At 41.5% G+C, this 23,220-nt stretch carries 11 protein-coding genes; 4 read left to right on the forward strand and 7 right to left on the reverse strand.

Going from position 1 to position 23,220, the window contains the following annotated elements; genetic code table 11:
- Positions 1 to 113: 113 nt before the first annotated feature.
- A complete protein-coding gene (locus AB5443_RS12095; protein WP_277132645.1) occupies positions 114 to 4,079 on the reverse strand; it encodes a two-component regulator propeller domain-containing protein in 3,966 nt (1,321 codons plus the stop codon).
- 217 nt (positions 4,080 to 4,296) lie between these two features.
- Here AB5443_RS12095 and AB5443_RS12100 point away from each other — a divergent pair, with 217 nt between their 5' ends.
- Both AB5443_RS12100 and AB5443_RS12105 read left to right on the forward strand, forming a co-directional pair.
- Positions 4,297 to 4,764 (forward strand): hypothetical protein, encoded by a 468-nt coding sequence (locus tag AB5443_RS12100; protein ID WP_022137185.1) that lies wholly within the window; start codon positions 4,297 to 4,299, stop codon positions 4,762 to 4,764.
- Positions 4,765 to 4,826: 62 nt separating this feature from the next.
- Positions 4,827 to 6,788, forward strand: a complete 1,962-nt coding sequence (locus tag AB5443_RS12105) for a sialate O-acetylesterase (protein WP_368113592.1) — start codon at positions 4,827 to 4,829, stop codon at positions 6,786 to 6,788.
- A gap of 160 nt (positions 6,789 to 6,948) precedes the next feature.
- Here AB5443_RS12105 and AB5443_RS12110 read toward each other — a convergent pair whose 3' ends face one another.
- A complete protein-coding gene (locus AB5443_RS12110) occupies positions 6,949 to 7,467 on the reverse strand; it encodes an HU family DNA-binding protein (RefSeq protein WP_022137183.1) in 519 nt (172 codons plus the stop codon).
- A gap of 522 nt (positions 7,468 to 7,989) precedes the next feature.
- On the opposite strand from AB5443_RS12110, the gene AB5443_RS12115 reads away from it, so the two are divergent.
- A complete protein-coding gene (locus AB5443_RS12115) occupies positions 7,990 to 10,407 on the forward strand; it encodes a glycoside hydrolase family 95 protein (protein ID WP_277132653.1) in 2,418 nt (805 codons plus the stop codon).
- A gap of 144 nt (positions 10,408 to 10,551) precedes the next feature.
- A complete protein-coding gene (locus tag AB5443_RS12120) occupies positions 10,552 to 14,571 on the forward strand; it encodes a two-component regulator propeller domain-containing protein (RefSeq protein ID WP_277132831.1) in 4,020 nt (1,339 codons plus the stop codon).
- 21 nt (positions 14,572 to 14,592) lie between these two features.
- On the opposite strand, the gene AB5443_RS12125 is transcribed toward AB5443_RS12120, so the two are convergent.
- The 5 genes from AB5443_RS12125 to AB5443_RS12145 all read right to left on the reverse strand — a co-directional run bounded on the left by AB5443_RS12125 (position 14,593) and on the right by AB5443_RS12145 (position 23,210).
- The gene (locus AB5443_RS12125) at positions 14,593 to 15,972 is read right to left on the reverse strand and encodes a glycoside hydrolase family 43 protein (RefSeq protein ID WP_289782991.1); all 1,380 of its coding nucleotides are present in this window, start codon (positions 15,970 to 15,972) and stop codon (positions 14,593 to 14,595) included.
- 11 nt (positions 15,973 to 15,983) lie between these two features.
- Positions 15,984 to 17,900 (reverse strand): sialate O-acetylesterase, encoded by a 1,917-nt coding sequence (locus tag AB5443_RS12130; protein ID WP_368113594.1) that lies wholly within the window; start codon positions 17,898 to 17,900, stop codon positions 15,984 to 15,986.
- Positions 17,901 to 17,922: 22 nt separating this feature from the next.
- On the reverse strand, positions 17,923 to 19,851 hold the full coding sequence (locus AB5443_RS12135; protein WP_277132659.1) for a cellulase family glycosylhydrolase: 1,929 nt from the start codon (positions 19,849 to 19,851) through the stop codon (positions 17,923 to 17,925).
- Positions 19,852 to 19,944: 93 nt separating this feature from the next.
- Positions 19,945 to 22,197 carry an endo-1,4-beta-xylanase gene (locus AB5443_RS12140; RefSeq protein WP_338127991.1) on the reverse strand — a complete coding sequence of 751 codons (2,253 nt, stop codon included), beginning with the start codon at positions 22,195 to 22,197 and terminating at the stop codon, positions 19,945 to 19,947.
- Positions 22,198 to 22,205: 8 nt separating this feature from the next.
- Positions 22,206 to 23,210: a DUF5627 domain-containing protein gene (locus AB5443_RS12145; protein ID WP_277132661.1), complete on the reverse strand. Its 1,005-nt coding sequence runs from the start codon at positions 23,208 to 23,210 to the stop codon at positions 22,206 to 22,208.
- Positions 23,211 to 23,220: the final 10 nt, after the last annotated feature.

A 23,220-nucleotide genomic window follows, 5' to 3' on the forward strand; every position in this document is an offset into this window, starting at 1 on the left:
AATCATTTAAATATTATTTCCAACCGATACAAAGTTACAACCTTGTGCTTCCAGACACTTTATAAAATGTAACGCAATGTTTACTATACGTAAGACGGACTTTTAAATTGGTATCATTCGTCTTTATTTCTGATAGATACAGCGTATTCCGAGGGAGACATACCATAGAATTTCTTAAAGACAGTAGAAAAGTTCGCCTGGTTATCAAACCCCACCGCATCTGCTATTTCAGCAATATTCAGCTTCCCTTCCTGAAGTAAGGCGGCCGCCTTTTTCATTCTCAAATTGCGGATAAAGGCGGAAGTCGAAACACCCGTAATGTCCTTCATCTTCCGGTGAAGCTGCACACGGCTTAACCCCACTTCACGGGCAAGCATCTCCACATTAAATTCCGAATCGTCAAGGAACTTGTTAATGACGTTCATGACCCGTTCCATCAGCCGTTCATCTCCCGACTTGTTTTCTGCCATCTCAATCTTCCCCTCCTGATCCCTGACACCGGAGAACTTTCCCTTCAGCAGCAACCTTGTCTCAATCAGATTCTTGATATGTATCCTCAATTCTTCAACAACAAACGGTTTGCCCAGATACACATCCGCTCCCTTGCTCAATCCTTCGATACGATCCTTATACTCCGCCTTTGATGTCAGCAGAATAAAAGGAATATGGCTTACGTTCGGGTTGCTGCGGATAGCTTTCAATAGTGAGATTCCGTCCATTTCGGGCATCACGACATCGGAGACAACAAGATCCGGTTGTTGTTTCAAAATGGTCTGCAGAGCCTCCTTACCATTACGGCAGACATAGACTTTATGTTGCAAACTTAATTCCGTCTCGAGGAAATTACGAATCTCATCATCATCATCCACTATCACAATCTTATAATTTGTCTTATGATATTTTATCCGGGCTACATCCTCATTGCTCTCGTGAGCAAACTCAAGGACAGGAGCAATTCTCGGATTAGCTTTGTTCTCCGTATCCGCAAGCTCAGACTTTTTCAAATGGTCTTTCCCGTAAGGGATATGGATTATGAAACGGCTGCCTTGTGTATCCTGACGGTTGCAGGCATTGATAGTGCCATGATGTAACTTGACTATCATCCGGCACAAATTCAGTCCGATACCGAAGCCGAGACTCCCGTTGGAACCATTGGAAGGTGCCTGATAAAAGCGTTCGAATATCTTCTCCAGTTTGTTGGCATCAATACCAGTTCCGCTGTCCGTCACTTCTATTTCAATGGAATGCTGTAAATCTCCGGCAGCAAGTTCATTTACTTTCTCACGCAGGCAAATCTTTATCTCACCCCCATCCGGCGTATATTTAAAGGCATTCGACAAAAGGTTCACCAATACTTTATCAAAGTTATCAGGGTCAATCCAGGCAGACAGCCCATCCCGCTCATAGTCAAAATGCAGATTTATGTCCCTTTTCTGTGCCTGATAAGTGAACAGGGATGTCAACTCCCTGATATATTCCACCATATCAGTCTCGACACAATGAATATGCAACTGCCCTTTCTCTATTTTACGCATATCTAGCAACTGGTTCATCAAATTTATAATACGGTCGGCATTTTTCTGCATCAAGCGCAGCATCTTCATCGTTTCGGCATCATAGTCTCTTTTCAACAGGTTCTCCAGCGGACTCACAATCAAAGTCATCGGAGAACGGATTTCATGCGAAAGATTTATAAAGAGCTTGATTTTCTCCTCGCTCATTTCTTTCTGATGCTTACGGCGGACAGCCAGATAAATCTGGAACGCAACGGCAAGCAATATCAAGACATAGCAGACATATGCCGGCACCGAACGCCACCACGGAGCCGCAATATCAATCTGAATCACCTTGACAGGAGTGTACTGCCCGTTCTCACAGGCACGTATCTCAAATGTGTATCTACCGGAATTTAAATGGTTGTAGGTAATCTGGTTCACTCCCAATTGGGTGGGAGTCCAGTTCTTCTCATACTCCCTGATACGATATTCATAAAAGATATTACTCGAATTACGGTAATCCAGCGTAGAGAACTCCATTGTAAATGTGTTGTCCTCGTAAGCCAGACTGATTTTATCCGCACGTGTGACAAAAGCATCAAGAATTGTTTTTCCTCCGGATTTGCTTTTAGCTGTCACAGTTTCCCCTCCTAAATAAAGATTGGAAAGAATGACGTTCGCCTTCCCTTTCGGCACAGTAACACTATCGGGATGAAAAGTCGTAATTCCTTTCACACCACCGAAATTGATTACTCCATTCATAGACTGGAAACTTGCTCCGATGGTGTACTCATTGTCCACCAAGCCACGCTCCGAATAATAGGAAGCTATCTTATTTTCAGCCACCTTTATCAAGTTGATTCCTTTCAGGGTGCTGCACCAGATATTCCCCTTTTCATCTTCCGCCAATCCATATACAAAATTATTAGAAAGCCCGTTCTCTTCATTATAATACCCCAGTTCCTTCGTTGCAGGATGATAGCACATAAGCCCCTTGTTCGTTCCCGCCCAGATATTTCCACGCACATCTTCCAGTAATGAATAGGTAATAAAATTGCCCAATACGGGACTCGGCACAGGAGTAAACTTTTCTGTTTTGGGGTCAAAGCAGTCCACGCCATTACAGTGCCCTATCCACAACCGGTCTTTAGAATCGCAAAGCAATGCATAAATCCAGTTGTTCCTCATCCCGCCGGAAACGCTTTGATATTCTGTTATAGTCTGGGTGGGAATATGGTAACGTATAAATCCGGAACCGAATAAAGAAAGGTATAGGTTACCTTTGTCATCACCTGTGATTTTCTTTATGTCCCTCAATTTAATCTCCGGCAGCATGAAATGCACATTTCCTGCAGTATCCTGCATATAAAGTCCGGAATAATATCCGCCAAACCAGAGATTGCCACTATAATCCTTGTATATGGATGAGTATGTCTTTCCTGCAAGCAAATGCTCGGTTATATTCCCTTCAGAAGTTATTTTAAATATTCCTTCGTTCTCTATCCCACTAACAATATGTCCTTCGTCATCTTTATGCAAAGCGGTAATCACCCCGGCTCCCGGATATTCACGATCGGGAATACTCCAGAAATGAAAAGGCGTAGATTCTTTGGACAACATGACAAGCCCCTTTTGATAACACCCCATCCACAGGTTCTGGTCACGATCTTCAAAGAGAGTGCGTACCTTGGTATTATTGAAATCAAAAAATGGAAGAGTGACCGACTCTGTACGAAGTTCTTTCAAATCGGGTTGTATGACTTTCAGCCCCTTGCCAAAAGTCGCGAGATAGCGTGTCCCCTGCTGGCTGACAAGTATAGAGCGCATCGGCAGCCAAGATTCATTATGCTCTATTGGGGTGAAACGGTCATATTCTTTATCATAATAATAGGCAGTAGTACTGGTGGAGAGAAGAAAATTGCCCGACTGGTCCTCAGCCATTCCGGAAATTGAAGAGCCACCATCTAAAACAGTTTTTGCATACATTTTGCTTGTCCGTGCGGAAGGCTCATATCGGAGCAGGCCGGTTCCATTTTCTCCAATCCATATTGTTCCCTGCCGGTCTTCATATATCGCTCCATAATGGGCATGTTCGGACACTTCGGGGATATCCGTTATCAGGCTTCCAGTGCCCGTATCCTTTCGGATACGGAAAATTCCTCTTCCGGAAGAGCCTGCCCATATCTCTCCCGAACGCAACTGGACTACGCACATGATATGCAGGAACGAACTGCCGTCAAACGCAATTGTCCGGAAAGCATTTTCTTCAGGAACATAATATTGCAGTCCGCCTATACCGCCCACCCATAAAGTACCTTCATCATCAAGCATCAAAGCCTTCACCGAGTTGTCAGCCAAGGATGTGCTGTCCTCCGGGTTATTATAATAATGAGTGAATTGTACGCCATTGAATTTATTAAGTCCATAATCTGTCCCTATCCAGATAAATCCATCCTTATCCTGACAAATGGAAGTTATGAGGTCACAAGTTAATTGTCTGGAATCATAGAACAATGTATTCTCGGCGGCCATTCGTACAATCCCGCTCCAAAACACAATCATCAACAATAATAGCCTTTTCATAGTAAACAGTCCTTTTCTTTATGCAAAGAAAGCAAATCTTTTCAAAACCGGACTATTTAATTCGTTTCATTTGTTTTTAAATTCAGTTCCCCTCATACTGAAAGAAGAATGTAACATATACAAAAATTATTGAAACAGGTTTTTTCTATCCTTTCGAAAAGATAGCCTAACTTTGTCCACAGATTAAATTAATTATTAACCTCTAAAAGAAAATAACATGAAAAAGGTTTTAGTAGCAGCATTAGTTGCATGTTTGGGAATAATGAGTGCCTACGCACAAGCGGACAAGACGATTGAAGTCAGCCAGTGCAAAGCCAATAATAAACTGACAGTCGAAGGACAAACCCTGATTTCGACCAGTTTCGGAAACTTGGTATTTCCTGAAGACGATTACAGTGATTACACCGGAATAAACTTTGAAGCATCCAACTTCGAAAAATTAGATGAAAACGCCACAAATGCCATTTGCTCTTTAAAAATAGAATATACCCAGGACGATGAAACAGTAAAAGTTTCCATGGGTTTCTATACCCAAGGCAAGAAGAAAGTACAATTCAATGCTTTTAAAGATGAAAAAGCCGGAAAAATCAGTATTGACCCAAGTTCCATAACTAAAGTCAGTATCGGGATGGGAAAAAATAAAAAAGTGGATATTAACAATATCGTGTTGGTTGCCAAAAAATAACAGGCTTTTCCTCTTTTACCCTTATTTCTATATAAGAGGTAATCTTACCCCAAAAAATATCCATGAAAAAGAACATTTATATCATTTGGTGCCTGTTACTTTATGCAATAAGCACTCAGGCAGAAGTAAAACTTCCCGGAATCTTTTCGGATCGGATGGTACTGCAGCGTGAAACTCCCATTCCCATTTGGGGATGGGCTGAGCCTAAAGAGACAATTGTAGTTGATTTCAACGGCAAACAATACAAGACACGCGCCTCCAAAACAGGAGAATGGAGTATCAATCTGCCTGAACATAAGGCAGGCGGCCCTTATGAATTGAAGATAAACCAAACAAGTATACAGGATGTATATGTCGGTGATGTATATCTGTGCAGCGGACAATCCAATATGGAGCTTACCGTGAAACGGGTTATGGACAAGTATAAGGATGAGATAATGTCGTATGAAAACAATCTCATCCGGTATACTAAAACCAAATATGCCTACAACTTCATCGCCCCTCAAGAGAATAGCGAAAACGAGTGGAAAACATGCAACCGGAAAGACGCACTGGATTTTGCAGCCTTGTGTTATTTCTTTGCCAAAGAAATGCAGGCAGAAAAGGAAGTGGCAATCGGTATTATCAACAGCAGTTGGGGCGGGACGAAGATAGCATCCTGGTCTACACGGCAGTCGCTCGAGAAATATGAGAATTTCAAGGAAAAGTTCCGGTCGTCGCAATACTCCAATCCCGATTATCCGGATTCTGTAAAAAACGCTCAACAAGCGCAGGTAAGCCAATGGCATCAACGGCAAGCGGCCGATGACCTTGGTAACAAAGAAAAATGGATACACGAGAGCTTCGACGCTTCGGACTGGGAAGAAATAGATGTATTCAACTCCAATTGGGGCGGCAGCCGGAACAGCCCTCTCAATGGAGTGCATTATTTCCGCCAGAAAATCAGCATCCCCGAATCGCTGGCCGGACAAAAAGCAACTTTGCGCGTAGGAACGCTGAAAGATTCGGATGCTACCTATATAAACGGTGTCTGTGTAGGAAGAACGAGTTATCAATATCCGCCACGTATCTATCAAGTTCCGGCAGGTACGCTCCGTGCCGGTGAAAATGAGATTGTCATCCGTCTTGTCAGCAGCGCCGGATGTCCGGAGTTTGTAAAGGGAAAGCCTTATCAATTGGAAATAGCCGGCCGGACACTTCCGTTAGCCGCCATATGGAAACATAAAATGGGGTGTACTATGGAACGTATTCCTTCAACTATCGGATTCCAGAATGAACCAACCGGACTATACAACAGCATGATACATCCTTTGCGTAACTATGGAATACGGGGCATTATCTGGTATCAGGGAGAATCAGACACAGGGCCTCAAGGCAGCAAGCTCTATGAAAGTCACCTGATTGACCTCGTCAACGACTGGCGTACACAATGGAATAATAAGAATCTGCCTTTCATCATCGTGCAACTTGCCAATTACCAGCAGAGAAGTAAAGTACCTGTAGAAAGCGGCAACGCACGAGTGCGTGAAGCCCAACGCAAGGCGAGTCTTCAGCTAAAGAATACCGGTCTGGCCACTGCCATTGATTTGGGGGAGAGCAATGATATCCATCCGCTCAACAAGAAAGATTTGGCACACCGCTGTGTACTTCAAATGAACAAACTTGCTTTCGGCAAGAAAAATATCGTAGCAGAAGGGCCTATGGCAGAATCGGCAGAACTGAAAGACGGGCGAATCATTGTCTCCTTCATGCAAGGAACGGGCACCTTGAAACAAGCTGAATCATTGGAAGGCATTGCCGTTGCCGCCAATGATGGAAAATATAAGTTTGTCAAAGCCTATACCGAAAGCAATACCGTTATAGTCAAATGGGACGGAAAAGGGATACCGGCAAGTATCCGCTATGCATGGGAAAACAATCCCCCTTCTTCCATCTATAACACGGAAGGGCTTCCGGCATCCAGTTTTCAATTGCCCGTTGTTTCTAAAGTGAAATATTCGGTGACAGTAAGGACACCCCTATAACGTGAATTACAATAAGTTTATGGATATAACATCATTATTCAAGCAGGTTAATCATACGTTATAAGTAGTATCCAAAGCAAGACATAAAACAAAAAGAATCGAGGGGACAGATCGTACATAACGACATATCCCCTCTTATCAAATTAAAGAATCATTTCAACTAAGCTGCCGGATCCGGTGTTTCCCCAGAGCCACCACCTCCCACATTATCATCCTTATCTTCTTCATCGCCACCTTCGTTCAATCCACCTATCAGCATGTTTTTAAACTGTTCGACTGACGCAAACTTCACACCCTGTATCAAGGCACGTGTACGTATACTACCTGCCGGCTGCGTATATTCCGGGGTAAACTGGCAACGTAAGTAAGTGATCTGATTAGGACTTACTTCTTTTGCTGTTTTTGCTCCCTTACCTCTAGTTTGTGCAATCATCGTAAAAGAGCCTAATCCTTCCAACTTCACTGTATAGCTATTTAGCAAATACATGCGCATGGTAGACATTAAATTCCTAATCACATTATGTACATCACCTGCACTCAACGAGGATTTTTCCGCTATTTGCTCAGCCAACGTCTGCGTCACAATTACATCTTTCATTTTTACCAAACTCAAATGCCACAATTTCTCACCTTCTTTATTTGCGATTCCCGATTGTATCGCCCTGTAAATTAAAGCCATAATCTTTTTATTTTTTTAGTTATTACTTGAGACTATTTGTAATCGATTACTTTGCAAAGGTAAATCATCTCCATTTCACAAATGGACGTACATTGCCTCAGATTGTCTTGGATTATGCCAGATTGATTCAGATTAACTCAGATTCATTCGGATTGTCGCAGATTCATTCGGAATGAGTGATTGCGGGACTAAATAATACTTCAAATACCCTTTTTATACCATCAAAAGTAAACCTTAAGATTTATCATTGTAAATCCTAAGATTAACATATGTAAATCTTAAGGTTTGCTATTTGAATACCAGTGTGGTTCAGGAAAGTATAGAAGCTGAAAAGTATCGCGCCAGTATTTCAAGGATGGAAGCTTGTAAGAGTGGAAGAGGTGTGATATTGCTAAAATGTAACATACACTATAGTATTGGTAACATAAACACAGGAAGAAGCAACTTACAGACCAATAATCGGATACATATTTTATCTTTCATAACAAATAAATAATCTACCTTTGCAGCAAATACTATAATATGAATAGAAACACACTCTTCCTGTTGCTCCTGCTAATAAGTAATTTAGTTTCAGGACAAGATTTGAAACTTTGGTACAGCCAACCGGCCCAAAATTGGTCGGAAGCTCTTCCTATCGGCAATTCCCGCCTTGGAGCCATGGTATATGGAGGAACCGAACGTGAAGAACTGCAACTTAATGAAGAAACGTTTTGGGCAGGCTCTCCCTATAACAATAATAACCCGAATGCAGTACATGTCCTGCCTATTGTGCGCAAACTGATATTCGAAGGAAGAAATCAGGAAGCACAAAGGCTCATCGATGCCAATTTTCTAACCCGGCAACACGGAATGAGCTATCTGACATTGGGAAATCTGTATCTGGAATTCCCCGGGCATAAGGATGCCGCCGACTTCTACCGCGACTTGAATCTGGAAAATGCAACAACCACTACCCGCTATCAAGTGAATGGCATAAACTACACCCGCACCACTTTCGCTTCATTCACGGATAATGTCATCATCATGCATATCAAGGCGAGTCAACCCAATGCATTAAGTTTCAATGTGTCATACAACTGTCCGCTGAAAAATGAGGTCAATGTTCAAAATGACAAACTGACTATCACCTGCCAGGGAGAAGAACAGGAAGGTATGAAAGCCGCACTACGGGCAGAATGTCAGATTCGAGTGAAAACAGACGGTATTATCCACCCGGCGGGCAATATTCTTCAGATAAACGGCGGTACAGAAGCAATTCTTTACATATCGGCAGCTACAAACTACATAAACTACCAGAATGTAAGCGCAGATGAATCCCGACGGACTACTGATTATCTGGAAAAAGCAATACTCATTCCTTACGAAAAAGCTCTTAAAAACCATATCTCCTTTTATAAAAAACAATTCGACCGTGTCCAACTTCATTTGCCGTCAAGTGAGGCGTCCCAAATAGAAACTCCCCGGCGAATTGAGAACTTCGGGAAAGGCAAAGACATGGCAATGGCAGCCTTGCTTTTCCAATATGGACGTTATCTGCTGATTTCTTCTTCACAACCGGGAGGACAACCAGCCAATTTACAAGGAATATGGAATAACAGCATACATGCCCCGTGGGATAGCAAGTACACTATCAACATTAATACAGAAATGAACTATTGGCCGGCAGAAGTCACTAATTTAAGTGAAACACATAGTCCGTTATTCTCTATGCTGAAAGATTTATCTGTCACAGGAGCAGAAACAGCCCGAACCATGTATGGTTGCCGAGGATGGGTGGCACATCATAACACCGATTTATGGAGAATCTGTGGTGTAGTCGATTTTGCAGCAGCCGGCATGTGGCCTAGCGGCGGTGCCTGGTTGGCCCAACATATCTGGCAACATTATCTTTTCACCGGAGATAAAGAATTTCTAAAAGAATATTATCCGATACTGAAAGGAACCGCACAATTCTATATGGACTTTCTGGTGGAACATCCTACCTATAAATGGCTGGTGGTAGCTCCCTCCGTATCACCGGAACATGGTCCGATCACTGCCGGATGCACCATGGATAACCAAATCGCTTTTGACGCGCTACATAATACTTTATTGGCTTCACAAATCACAGGTGAAACTCCCTCTTTCCAAGACTCTCTAAAACAAACACTAGAGAAACTTCCACCCATGCAAATAGGAAAACATAACCAATTGCAAGAATGGTTGGAAGATGTTGACAATCCCAAGGACGAGCACCGCCATATCTCACATTTGTACGGGTTATACCCCGGCAGCCAAATTTCTCCTTACTCAAATCCGAAATTATTTCAGGCAGCTAAAAACACATTGCTACAACGCGGTGATAAGGCTACCGGTTGGAGCATCGGTTGGAAAGTCAATTTCTGGGCACGTATGCTGGATGGAAACCATGCCTTCCAAATCATCAAAAATATGATTCAACTATTGCCTGATGATAATCTGGCCAAAGAATATCCGAACGGACGTACCTATCCCAATATGCTGGATGCCCATCCACCTTTCCAAATTGACGGTAATTTCGGTTATACAGCCGGAGTAGCGGAAATGTTACTTCAAAGTCATGACGGTGCCGTACATTTATTGCCCGCATTGCCTGATGAATGGAAAGAAGGAAGTGTGAAAGGTTTAGTAGCACGGGGCAATTTTACAGTTGATATGGATTGGAAAAATAATTTATTGAACAAAGCAATCATCCGATCTAATATAGGTGGCACCCTCCGTATCCGGTCTTATGTTCCACTGAAAGGAAAAGGCTTGAAACAAGCAGACAGAGAATGCCCGAATCCGCTATTCACCGCCACTCCGGTTAAGAAGCCTCTGACAGCAAAAGGGCTGGAGCCTCAATCTCCTCAATTGCCAAAGGTATATGAATATGATATTGAGACAAAGGCCGGTAGAACCTATGTCATAAACAGGTAGCATCTTTATCCATGTTACATTGTCCACCTAGTCTTGTTACAACATCAAACCTGAACCTCAGAAGCCATTTAAAATGTTCCTCTTTTATTAGGTTATATTTAGGTTTTTAGTTTCTTTTGTACTACAAACATTGATCTGATGAACATGAAAAGTGTATTAACCTTTCTATTACTATTATTTTCTTTGTTATGCAACGGGCAATCTCCCAAGTTATTTACTGCTGACAGGGAACTATCCAGCAGTCTGATTAATCATATGTATCAGGATCGGAACGGCTTTATCTGGATTGCGACAGAAGACGGGCTGAACCGTTATGACGGTGCAAAATTCACTATTTACAAACATGAACCCGCCAATGAACATTCATTGGCCCATAGTTTTGTCCGTACCGTATTTGAAGACAGCAAAGGTCATCTGCTTATCGGTACATATATGGGAGTCCAAATGTATGACCCCGCCACTGATAACTTTACCCCACTCGCGAAATGGGAAGACAATGGAGAAATATTTGAAAGCAACATCGTTTCCATAATCGAAAGAAGAAACGGGGAAATATGGATATCAGGCAATGTATTGTGTAGACTGAATATCAAAAACAACCAATTGACTGTTCAACAGATTAATGCTTCCATAACCTCACCGGGGTATATGATTGAAGACAGAAAGCTGAATATCTGGATGTCCAAAGGAGAAGAAGGATTATATCGTCTCGATCCCGATAACCGGCTTTCCCTATATTTGTCTAAAGACAACGGATACATCAACAGTATTTGTGAGGATTCACAGGGAAATATTTATGTAGGGAGCATGAGAAAAGGATTATTCGCCTATGAGAAGAAATCCGATACTTTCGTTCCCGTTGACTTCAAAGAAAAAAAAGAACTTCCTGTCAGCTTCCTTTATTCCGCCAGCCCGAATGAGTTATATATCGGAACTGACGGAAAAGGTATGAATATCTATAACAACAAGACTCATGAAATTTCCGAATATCGGTTCGATAACAGTTACTTTGACTCCAATAAATCGAAAATACATTCTATTCTGAAAGATAACTCCGGTAACTTATGGCTGGCTGTTTATCAGAAAGGGATCATACAAATACCTGCCCGAACCAACAGTTTCAAGTATATAGGCCATAAGTCCATGGACAAGAATATTATCGGTTCCAGTTGCATTACTTCATTTTGCAAGGACAACAACGGCATATTATGGATAGGAACGGATAATGATGGAATTTATGCTCTTACAGAAAAGTTAGAACCGGCAAAACACTTCTCACATACCAATCATCCCAACTCAGTGCCTTCAACCGTTATAAAGCTATATGAGGATTCTGAAGATAACATCTGGGTGGGATCATTTATCAACGGTATGGGGAAGCTGGATAAACAAACAGGACAGTGTAGCTACCAGTACAAGCTAATGGATAAGAACAACAACTATATACAACGTGTATATGACTTTGCAGAAGATAAGAACAAACGTTTGTGGGTTGCGACAATGGGTTTCGGGCTGTTTTATTATGATCTTAAAACCAAGGAGTTTACATCTGTGCAATCCAATTCTTCATTGATAAATGAATGGATAGGTTGCCTGCACTACTCCAATGACAACAAGCTATATGTAGGAACTTACGACGGAATGAACTGCATTGACCTTGACACCCCTGATTTTCAGAGCTACAAGATACTACCCCAACACGTGATTTATTCAATTTATGAAGACAACCATGGAATTATATGGCTTGGAAGTTCCGAAGGGCTGTCAAGTTGGAATAAGGAGACCAAAGAAATAACGACCTATACCACCGCAGATGGATTGCCCAGCAATACAATATATGCAATACAAGGAGACGAGAATGATTTCCTATGGATAAGCAGCAACGCAGGAGTATCCCAATTTCAAAAGAAAAATAACAAATTCATCAATTATTATGTAGGTGACGGATTACAAGGGAATGAGTTCTACAAGAATGCCTCATTCAAAGATGAGCAAGGCACCATCTGGTTTGGCGGCATGAATGGCATCACCTATTTCAGCCCCCAAGATATTATCAATCCGGCAAAAATATGGAACATACGGATTACCGACTTTTTCCTGCATAACAATCCGGTCAGGAAAGGGATGAGATCCGGCATTCATAATATTATCAACTGCCCTGTATTTAATGCAAAAGAGTTTTATTTATCCCATAAAGACAATGTGTTCAGTATCGAGTTTGCCACTCTGGAGCTAAATGCCCCCGAACATATCAACTACCTTTATTCCATCAACGACGAAAAATGGATCAGCCTGCCAAAAGGTATAAACCGTATCTCATTCAGCAATCTGAAACCCGGTACCTATAACTTTAAAATCAGAGCAAAAGACAACACGGTGTATTCAAATATAAAAGAAATTACCATTTATATATCTCCTGCATGGTATGCTTCATGGTGGGCTAAAGTTATTTACTCCTTATTATTACTGACCATTATATTTATCATTATTCTTCAGATCAGACATCGGTACAGAATGCATCAGGAAATGCTGCAACATATCCATGCCGAACAAATCAATGAAGCGAAATTGCAGTTCTTTATCAACATCTCTCATGAGATACGCACTCCAATGTCTCTAATCATCAGCCCTCTACAGAAACTGATTAAGAATGAGGACAACAGAGAACGTTTGAAAACATATCATATCATCTATAGAAATGCAGAGCGCATTCTAAACCTCGTCAATCAACTAATGGATATCCGGAAAATTGATAAAGGCCAAATGTTCCTGATGTTCCGGGAAACCAATATCATTCCTTTTATCGAGGATTTATGCACTACTTTCGGACAACAGGCAAATACAAAAGAGATCCGGCTACAACTTCACAGTACGCTCCGGGAACTAAATGTATGGGTAGACACAGGTAATTTTGATAAGATTATCCTGAATATTCTGTCTAATGCCTTCAAGTTTACTCCTGAAAAAGGAAACATAGATATTACCATCCGTACGGGAGAAGACAATACACTGCCCGATCCCTTGAAACAATATGCCGAAATAATTATCGCGGATACCGGAACAGGCATCGATGAACAGGAGAAAGAACATATCTTCGAACGTTTCTATCAGATCCGTAACAGCCAACAGAATCCGAAAGGAGGCACGGGAATAGGATTACATCTTACTCGTTCATTAGTGGAATTACATCATGGAATTATCTATGTAGAAAATAATAAAGAACAACCGGGTTGCCGTTTTATTATCCGATTACCGTTGGGTAACAAGCATCTACGACCTGAAGAAGTTGACAACAATGAGCAAAAGGTAACAGTAGCCGTACCAACTGTTCCTGTCATCTCTCCCATTATAGAAAATGAGGAAGAAAAGAAAGTCAGGGTAAAAACTAAATATCACGTATTAATTGTAGAAGACGACGAAGAAATCCGAAATTATATAGCGAAGGAGTTTGGGGACAAATTTCATATCATGGAAAGCCGTAATGGTAAAGAAGCATTAGAGCAAATATTTAAAAAGGCTCCGGATTTAGTCATTAGTGACATCATGATGCCCGAAATGGACGGACTTACCTTATGCCGGAAGATCAAGCAGAATGTAAACCTCAACCATATCCCAGTCATTTTGCTTACTGCGAAAACGAGGGAAGAAGACAACCTGGAAGGTCTGAATACAGGAGCCGACGCCTATATCATGAAGCCATTCAATATCGAAATTCTGCAAAAGACGGTAGAAAATCTAATTAATACACGGCAGCAGTTACGCAAAGTATTTACAGGCCAGCAAAATCTGGAAAACAAGGTTCAGAAACTGGAAGTGAAATCACCCGATGAGAAATTGATGGAACGTATTATGAAAGTGATCAATGAAAACATCAGTAACCCTAACTTGACAATAGAGACAATCACCACCGAGGTAGGTATCAGCCGCGTACATCTTCACAGGAAACTCAAAGAGCTCACCAACCAGACAACCCGTGACTTTATACGTAATATACGTTTAAAAGAAGCCGCTCGTCTATTGTCCGAAAAACAGCATACCATATCCGAGATAGCCATGTTAACAGGATTCACTGATCCTAATAATTTCTCGACAACATTCAAAGAATTGTATGGAATGCCGCCTTCAATGTATATGAAAGAGCAGTTGAGTAAAAAGGAAGAGTAACCCAACTGCTCTCTAGCATGTTTATCTGTTAAACTTGTACCAATCAAAGTTAAACAGTTTGCAGCCTTTACGTCCTTTGAATACAAAATAAATATCTTGTATTCCTGTGACCGGTTTTACAATATCAGTCTGCAATGTTTTCCAGCATTCCCAACCTCCCGTTGAAGGAATAGTCAGTTCCGCAATTAATGGTCCGCTTATACTGTCTGTACGTACTTCAAGTGTTCCGCCACGAAGGGCACTGGCAACGGTAGCAGTGAACCGTTTGGGGGATTTATTGCCGAAATCCACTTCACGTACCTTTATATAATCTCCATTATGAATTTCAGATATATATATACCGGTTTTCACATTTGGCTCGGACTTCACACCTTCAGAAAACGCAATAGTTTCAGCTTCCACCCTTTCGTAAGGATTGAGCGTACCTACCGGTGACACCCCTTCCCAGGTAGCATTAATAATCGGGAAAGTGCCGTCAGCGTTATACTTAAATTGCTCCACCGCCGCACTTCGCCCGAAGCCTCCACCACCCGGCAGTTTACCCGTATGATAGAAGAAATAAGAATTGCCTTTATAGTCTATCACTCCACAATGGTTAGTAAACGAACCCGTATCTTGTAAAGGCATGATTTCTCCCATATACTTCCACGGGCCAAGAGGTCCGTCACTCATGGAATAGGCAATATGTTCGGGTACACCTCCGGCAGCATAAAGAAGATAGTATTTTCCTTCCCGTTTATGAAGCCATGGACCTTCTGTATAAGTATCTTTATACTTAACACCTTTGACACGTTTTTCCGGATTGGGTGCACCAAAGCTCTCAACAGTCTGTTCCAGTTTGCCCACTTCACCTTTCAAGGAAATCATGTCGTCATTCAGTTCTGCATAATAGATATTCGGATTTCCCCAATACAAATAAGCACGACCGTCATCATCAATGAAGACCGTAGGATCAATATAGTCCCAGCTTCCGTCATGAAGCGGTTTGCCGATGGCATCTTTAAAAGGACCGACAGGCGAATCGCCTACCGCCACACCGATTGCCATCGTATTGGAAAGTTTGGAATGCAGGCAGACATACCAATAAAACTTACCATTACGCTCTACACATTGTGCTGCCCAGGCACGGTCGTCCGCCCAGTCGAATGATTCGATGGCAAGAGGAGAGCCGTGATCGGTCCAGTTCACCATATCTTTGGTAGAATACACGCGCCATTCCTGCATCCAGAAAAAATCCGCTTTGTCTTCATCGTGTCCCGTATACACATACAAGGTGCCGTCGTGCACCATAGGAGCCGGGTCTGTAGTAAAGCAAGTTTGCACAATCGGGTTTTGCGCAGATAAACGATGTGGCAATATCCCTAAAAACAGCAATACTGCCGCAGCTTGTTTAAGTTTCATATTCATATTATTTAATGTTTAAACAGGTTTGGAAGAAACTCTTTCAGGCAACGTCTCCAAGTTAACCATTCATGTCCCGTACCTTTTGATTCATAATAATCGACTTTGATACCCAATTCACGAAGTGATTCTACCATTTTCTTTGTTCCCATTTGTTCCTCCGTGCCACAGCCGAGAAAGAAATAATTCACTTTCTTATTGAACTTGTCCGCATCGGAAAATACTCCGTTAAAACAAGTTTTCATATCCAATCCGAAAATTGCTCCGCTAAAACTCCCTATATAAGAGAACTTGTCTAGGTGGGGCAGTGTAGTATTAAAAGTCTGGTGTCCTCCCCACGACAATCCTGCCATTGCACGATGTTCGCGGTCGGTCTTGGTGCGGAACGTACGGTCTATCATAGGTATCAAGTCTTTCAGGATAACATCATAAAAAGTTGCACCATACAGAGCCCGCTCTTCATTTATATCCTTTCCGGGACGCGCCCGGAACGGAGCTTCCACATCTCCGCTATCCATCACTACCAACATCGGCACACACTTGCCGGATGCAATCAAATTATCCATAATATGATTCATCTTTCCCTGCGTGCTCCAGCCGGTTTCATCTTCACCCATGCCATGTTGCAGATACAATACCGGATAGCGCTTCTTCGGATGAGTTTCATACTCTGCCGGCGTATATACCATACACCGACGGAACTCTTTCTGCGTTTCGGAGTAATACGTACAGGAACGAACCTGCCCGTGAGGTACCTGTTGAGGACGATAATAATTCCCCTCCTCACCTTCAGGGATTTCGATGCCACTTGCCATACGGCAACAACCGAAGAACGTATAACTGGAAGGATCTGTTACCGACACCCCGTCTGCAATCAGGAAATAATAATGGAATCCTACAGGCAGAGGGTTGGTCGTTGCTGTCCAGAGTCCTCCGGCATCTTTCCACATATCATACTTCTTTCCGCAACAATCCACCTGTAGCCTGCTAGTCTGCGGAGCATAGAAACGAAAATGAGCACGCCCCTCTTTATCCACCCGGGGATAGTCATATCCCGGAATATTAGTGGATGCCGGTTCAGTAGTAATCCCGGAGTTTGGTTCTTTCTCTAACAAAATGAGTCGTTTCTCGGCATACCGAACTCCCAATTTCTTGTATCCTTCTGCCGTGAAATGCAAATTATCTTCTGCGGCAGGACAGCCCGAAGAAGGAATCACGTATGCGGTCGGAATCACTTGCGGCAGCGTATTGATTATCTCATTCATGCTTGCACATCTGCCATTCTGGTCGGCATGCACCACTTCTCCCGCCAGTAAGGGAACATCCTTTGCCTGAAGATTCAAATCCCTCAACAGATTCTCATAGACTCTCTTTACTTTTTGAGGCCACTCTTTATCACTGGTATTAGACTCGCCCTGATGCAAGAGGATACCTTTAATCACACCGGCTTTTTGAGCTTCTACAGCCAATTCTTTTAGTCTGCGGTAAGGATTATTACCATACGCTTTCGCGGTATTTTTCAGCCATTCCGGTTGAGAGGCAATATGCTCTTCGCAATTCTCCTCATCAAACAGCTCAATCCTGCAACCACCAACAGCTACATTGACGACACCTACCTTAATATTATCAGGCAACCTTTCCACTAACGTACGTCCGAAATAATCGGCCGGTGTTAACCCTGTATGGCAACGTACCAACGGAGGAACAGCCTTATACCACTGTCCTTTGACGCGTCCCAAAGACGGACAATCAACAGCCGCCATCATCAGAAAGCATTCATTGACATTGCACGTATCCTGCGCTTCAATCTTTGCATTTCCTTCCATATTGGATTGTCCAAGACAAAGATAAATATGGAAATTAGGGTCTTGTGCAAAGGCAAATATGCCTGCACACAATAGACAACTTAATAAAATAATCTTTTTCATCTAACAATTAATATATATCTTGTTATTCAACTAAAGAAATCCGCTCTATCACCAATGGCTTACCTCCTACCGTCCAAAAACCAATAATATATAGATGAGAAGGATCCAGTTTCTCTTGATTATTATTAAGCATATTGTTCAAGTCCACCATAATGCGACGTGAGTTACCAAAATCATATACTGCAGGATTCGACCAGTAATTATTCACATCAAACAAACGGAACGATGCACTACAATCGTTGTCATTTCCGATTTCTACAACCAATTGTCTATATCCCGACAAGTCCAGACCATTACTGTATTGCCAACCACCGAAGCCATAATTACCCGTCACCAGTGTTTTCGTACTTTCATCAAATGTACCTGTTTCCCAAATAGAAGCGTCAAACCCCTTCTCAGTCAGTGGGAATGTCGTAGCATGAACTTCCAAACTAATTGCTCTACTACCTTGTTGTGAAGTGTAGTTAACAGTCACAGTAGATGTGCCATCTTTCAATGCAACTATTCTTCCATTAGCCTCCACTTTTACTATTGATGGATTAGTACTGTTGTAGGTTACTTCATTTGTCACCATACGTTGGTGCCCATCCGCATAAAGGGCCTTTACGACCAAAAATCTGTCACTTCCTGTCAAAATATCGACATACCCTTTTACACCAACAATCTCAAGTTCTGTTATTTCACTTTCAGTCACCTCTTCACTTGCATATTCTTTAAACCAATGATACACAGGCCAAGGACAGGCTTCCGGATCATTCAGAAAAGTATATGCTCCCGGAAGTCCTTCTTCATCTTTAAATTGTGCCAGTAAACTACAATCCGTAAAAACCAACCAACTCACATTGCCTGTATTATCGGCAATATACTTAAAATTAGCTCCAAATCCTGCCTCACCTACAGTTCCCGTTATACTTTTTCCCCAAGAAGAATCATATTTGGCAGGTGCCCAATCCATCTCCGTGACCATTACCGGAGCAATATCAGCTATCGGTTGAACTTGCGCATTCCAACCACGCTGAAAGCTCTCATATCCACCACCCGTCACTCCACCAAGCTCTGCACTAGGTTCTTCTGCATCACTACCATACCAACCCGGATACGCATGTACTGCATAACCAATATTATCACCCTCCACAGGATTAGTTGCATACCCACTGAAAGAAGACTGATAAGATAATCCCGGAATCCATATGATATTTGTTGCATTCACCCGTATTTTATCAACAATAGTCTGAAAGAACTTTTTTGCGTTATCAAAATATACTTGTCTATTACTGCCATAAGTACCATCAGTACCAAGGATGTTTATCGGTTCGTTAGCTAATTCAAACATTATACCGGAATTAGCCTTAATCTTAGGATGTTTCGACACTATGCTCCACACTTTTTCAAGATACTGGTTATAATCATCTCCTACAGCTATTTTTTCCGGACATACTCCAGGCGGACGCATTACAACATACAAACCCTTGCGAATGGCATATTCTGCCATGGGTATAAACACTTCACTCAGATATTTTTCAAAACGTACTGGAGAGAATCGTTCATGCCCTTCGTAACGTACAGACTCCTGAGTCGGATCGTCACTCCAATAGGGGTCCATATGCAAACGAATAAAATTCATTCTCCAACCTTTATCAAGCATCTTGTCTATCAGTCCCTGATTATAACGTAAACAACCTGACACATCATAATTGTTCCATGAATTTTGATTAAAGAAAGGACTGTAGGTCTGAGCGAATCCATGTAAATTGACACTCTCTCCCCTTTCGTTTTTCAAATAGCGTCCTACAACTCGCAGACGAGGCAACCCCGAGACATCCGGCTCTTCAGCATCCGTTTTTTTCGGAATCTCTGGAACCTCTTCCGACACTATCACTGCATCATCCGAACAGGCATATAACATGCTCATAAAGATTATGAGCATCAATAAATTCAACTTGTTTCTCATAATTTTCTATTTAATAGAATAACAAACGGGGTTCATCACACTACCGGATGTTCCCCGCTATCAGTTATCCTACATACGAGTTTACCTTAAATACTACTCTGCTTCGATAATATCACTTTTTATTCCAGCCAATCCATCGGCAAAACCTGCATAAGCGGGCTTGCGACTATACTCGAGATTCCACAGCCCAATAGGTGAATTTGCACGCCAGCCAGAATTTGCAGGACTATCTGTCGGACTCCAATGAGTAATACCGTATTGCTGTGCAACCGGAATAATCTCAAAATATTTCCGCACAATAAAATTGTAATATTGAGCCATAGCTTGTTCCTGTTCAAAAGTGATATCTTCTGTTTTCACGTCGATACCGTCCGTACCTACTACTCCCATATCCAATTCTGATATTTTTATCAATTTTCCGCTTGACGCCATCAATTCAAGCATCTTCACAATATGGTCTTCTTTACTTTTCTGCGTCATAGGGTCCATATAGCATGACACATGCATTTGAGTGCCTATACCGTCAATCTTGGTTATGCCATCTTCTTCCCAACGTTCAATCCATTTGAGCATACTCTTCATCTTTCCATTATCATCCCAATCAGATTCCAGATTATAATCATTAATAAAGAGTTTCAAATCTGATGGATTCCCTCCGGTTTCTTCAAAATATTTGCGGGCAAGTCTGACTACTATACGAACATAATCTACATCACCCAAATAATCTTGCCAATAGAAATTATTTTTTGCATCTTCTGCAGATACAGTTCCGCGAGTTGCAGACTGCAAATCGTAAACTCCGTCTCCATTATTGTCTCCTCCAGAGAGAGCTTCGTTCACAGCATCCCAAGTTGTCACATAACCTCCACACGCCTGCATCATACCTTGAATCCAATTTTCCATAGCCTCTGTCAGTTTAGCTTTCTTTTCCTCAGCCGGCATTTCTTCTACTTGCTCACCAGTAGAATATCCTTCGCCATTGGCCGATAAAGATTCATAGCCGTCCCAACTAGACCATCCTTCAATATTGGCTGCCTCAAAATCACTATTGGAAATCAAGTTCTCATCAGAACCTGATTCAACAAGTTTCACATTATCAAGCAAGATCGTTCCAGCAAAATCTCCAAAATTCAAAGTTAATTTATCAAAGTAATCCTCTTTACCCGGAGTAATTGATATACTGCATTTATTCCATGAAGTCCCAACAGCCAAACTTGGGAAATAGCCTTGTTCACCTCCGACAGTAGATTGAAGGAATACCGCCACATCATATGCTCCTGTCGCTTTTGCCATGCAAGTAAAAGTATATTCAACTCCTGATTTCAGAAACGTTTCTAATTTATACCAAGCTTGAGAACTATAATTATTAGGCTTCGCTGTTTCATTTGTCAGTTTAAGACAATAACCTGCATTACCACTGGTTTCTGTATCAGTAGCAATAGCATAAGTTACAGCATGCCAACTATACTTCTCCCAATTAAATAAATTTTCCTCTTCAAAATCACCATTCTTAATTAAATTCTCATCAGAACTAGCAGCAGTTAGTTTAACATTATCAACACAAAAATCACCCTCCAATTCTCCCACTACAAACTTTATAGTATTTGCATCTGTTGCCGAAACGCTAAATGAAAAAGAATAATCACTCCATTCCGTTCCTATTTGTGTCCCTCCATTAATAGTAGTGTCTACAGAGGACATAGTCATCAACCACAATTGAAAATTAAACGGAGTTGATGCCTTAGCTCTAAAAGCCAAAGTATATTCAGTATCTTGTGACAAAACAGCCCCACTTGGTAATGTATAATATACCTGTCCATCCCACGGATTAGCTTTAGTATCCTGATGCATTGATAAATAATGATTTGCAGTAGATGGATCAACAGGAATCACTTTATCAGCAATCAAACCATTAAGATATTTATTATTTTGCTGTGCATGCCATGCCAATGTATGTCCATAAATTGTAATACCTGCCTCTTTTGCTGTCTGAACGAAATCACTTACAGTATTAAAATTCATAGTTCCTTCATCTGATACACAAGACGCATACTTCATTGCATTTCCTGCTGTCATCTCATCAAAATTGGTAGTCACTAACTCATAGGCAATCCCTTTTTTATTGAAATCGCTTGCAGTTATTCCTGTCCCCAATTTGAAATTGGGGTACTTAGAACGATCTATATAAGATTTCAGAACATCGTATGCATTCAAGTACTCATACTGGGCAATACTTTCCGGTTTCTGCACTTCGTACGGTAATACAGCATCGTCCACACACGATCCTATAGACAGCCCTAAAGCAATCATCGAAAGTAGTTTCATATATCGTTTCATCTTTTCCATGTTTTAAGTTATTCTTTTACAACTTTGAACCATTCAGCTTTCACCTGACGGTCACGCATTACTAAAGTATCCTTGGTAGCATAAGTTGTAGTTCCCAAATCAACCGTATAATCCAAATATAATACGTCACGATCTTTATTATTGAAAGAATTTTTCTCTCCTTTTTCCACATATTTCCCACTGCCGGAGACATTGCATCCGGGAGTATCGGAAGAAAGAGTACATTCATTATTTTCATTGAAAGTCAGAATCAAATTACACTCCTGGTCATTTGTACCCCAAGTCCATCCTGCCTTATTCAAAGAAATAGTTGAAAACTCGCATACTTCATCATTCTCTACATATTGCTGATGACGAGCTACGGTCGTTGTAACACCACCTACAGTGACAATATCTACTCCCCGTCGCAGATAAATCCCGTCCCACGGATTTACATATTTCACAGCATACAAAATATAATCCTTCGGAAGTACACTCCAATCACTACCTACACAGCGGTTCGGTTCATCGACATTGGGCGTACCTGTTAAAATAGCATCAGCATTCTGTACATTCGACATGACTAAAGGAATTACATAAGTTGTTTCAATTGATTTCGGATCGGCAAAAAAGGCATCTGTAAGCCACACTTCCACTCCTCCACTTATCTCTCCTTTCGGAATGATAATCTTATCGGAAGATAATTTATAATATTCAGAAGGCATTGGAAGCACGCTTCCACCACCCTCAAATTTCAAATTATCACATAGCGAATTAACAACACTAATGTCTACTGTAGGATTTGTACTATTCTCGTATACACCTCCCATCGTTGCTTTAATTATACATTTATGTTGATTATCAACCGTGTTGTCAAATGTCTCATCATTGCCGAGCACAATTGTTCTAATGGGATATTGATAAGAGAAGTAAACTGTCGTTTTTCCATAATCCGGAAAAGACCAATCTTGATTCTCACAAGCAGAAAAGAACATCAACGAAATTACTGAGAATATATAATATAACTTTTTCATTTTCTTATAT

The organism is Bacteroides sp. RTP21281st1_H5_RTP21281_210402 (assembly GCF_040918965.1).
Lineage (GTDB): Bacteria > Bacteroidota > Bacteroidia > Bacteroidales > Bacteroidaceae > Bacteroides > Bacteroides congonensis.

What these genes read in the sequence shown, in the direction of transcription:
- AB5443_RS12105 (WP_368113592.1), top strand. Translation starts at nt 4,827, where the DNA reads ATGAAAAAGAACATTTATATCATTTGGTGCCTGTTACTTTATGCAATA.
- AB5443_RS12145 (WP_277132661.1), bottom strand. Translation starts at nt 23,210, where the DNA reads ATGAAAAAGTTATATTATATATTCTCAGTAATTTCGTTGATGTTCTTT.
- AB5443_RS12125 (WP_289782991.1), bottom strand. Translation starts at nt 15,972, where the DNA reads ATGAAACTTAAACAAGCTGCGGCAGTATTGCTGTTTTTAGGGATATTG.
- AB5443_RS12095 (WP_277132645.1), bottom strand. Translation starts at nt 4,079, where the DNA reads ATGAAAAGGCTATTATTGTTGATGATTGTGTTTTGGAGCGGGATTGTA.
- AB5443_RS12115 (WP_277132653.1), top strand. Translation starts at nt 7,990, where the DNA reads ATGAATAGAAACACACTCTTCCTGTTGCTCCTGCTAATAAGTAATTTA.
- AB5443_RS12110 (WP_022137183.1), bottom strand. Translation starts at nt 7,467, where the DNA reads ATGGCTTTAATTTACAGGGCGATACAATCGGGAATCGCAAATAAAGAA.
- AB5443_RS12140 (WP_338127991.1), bottom strand. Translation starts at nt 22,197, where the DNA reads ATGGAAAAGATGAAACGATATATGAAACTACTTTCGATGATTGCTTTA.
- AB5443_RS12100 (WP_022137185.1), top strand. Translation starts at nt 4,297, where the DNA reads ATGAAAAAGGTTTTAGTAGCAGCATTAGTTGCATGTTTGGGAATAATG.
- AB5443_RS12135 (WP_277132659.1), bottom strand. Translation starts at nt 19,851, where the DNA reads ATGAGAAACAAGTTGAATTTATTGATGCTCATAATCTTTATGAGCATG.
- AB5443_RS12130 (WP_368113594.1), bottom strand. Translation starts at nt 17,900, where the DNA reads ATGAAAAAGATTATTTTATTAAGTTGTCTATTGTGTGCAGGCATATTT.
- AB5443_RS12120 (WP_277132831.1), top strand. Translation starts at nt 10,552, where the DNA reads ATGAAAAGTGTATTAACCTTTCTATTACTATTATTTTCTTTGTTATGC.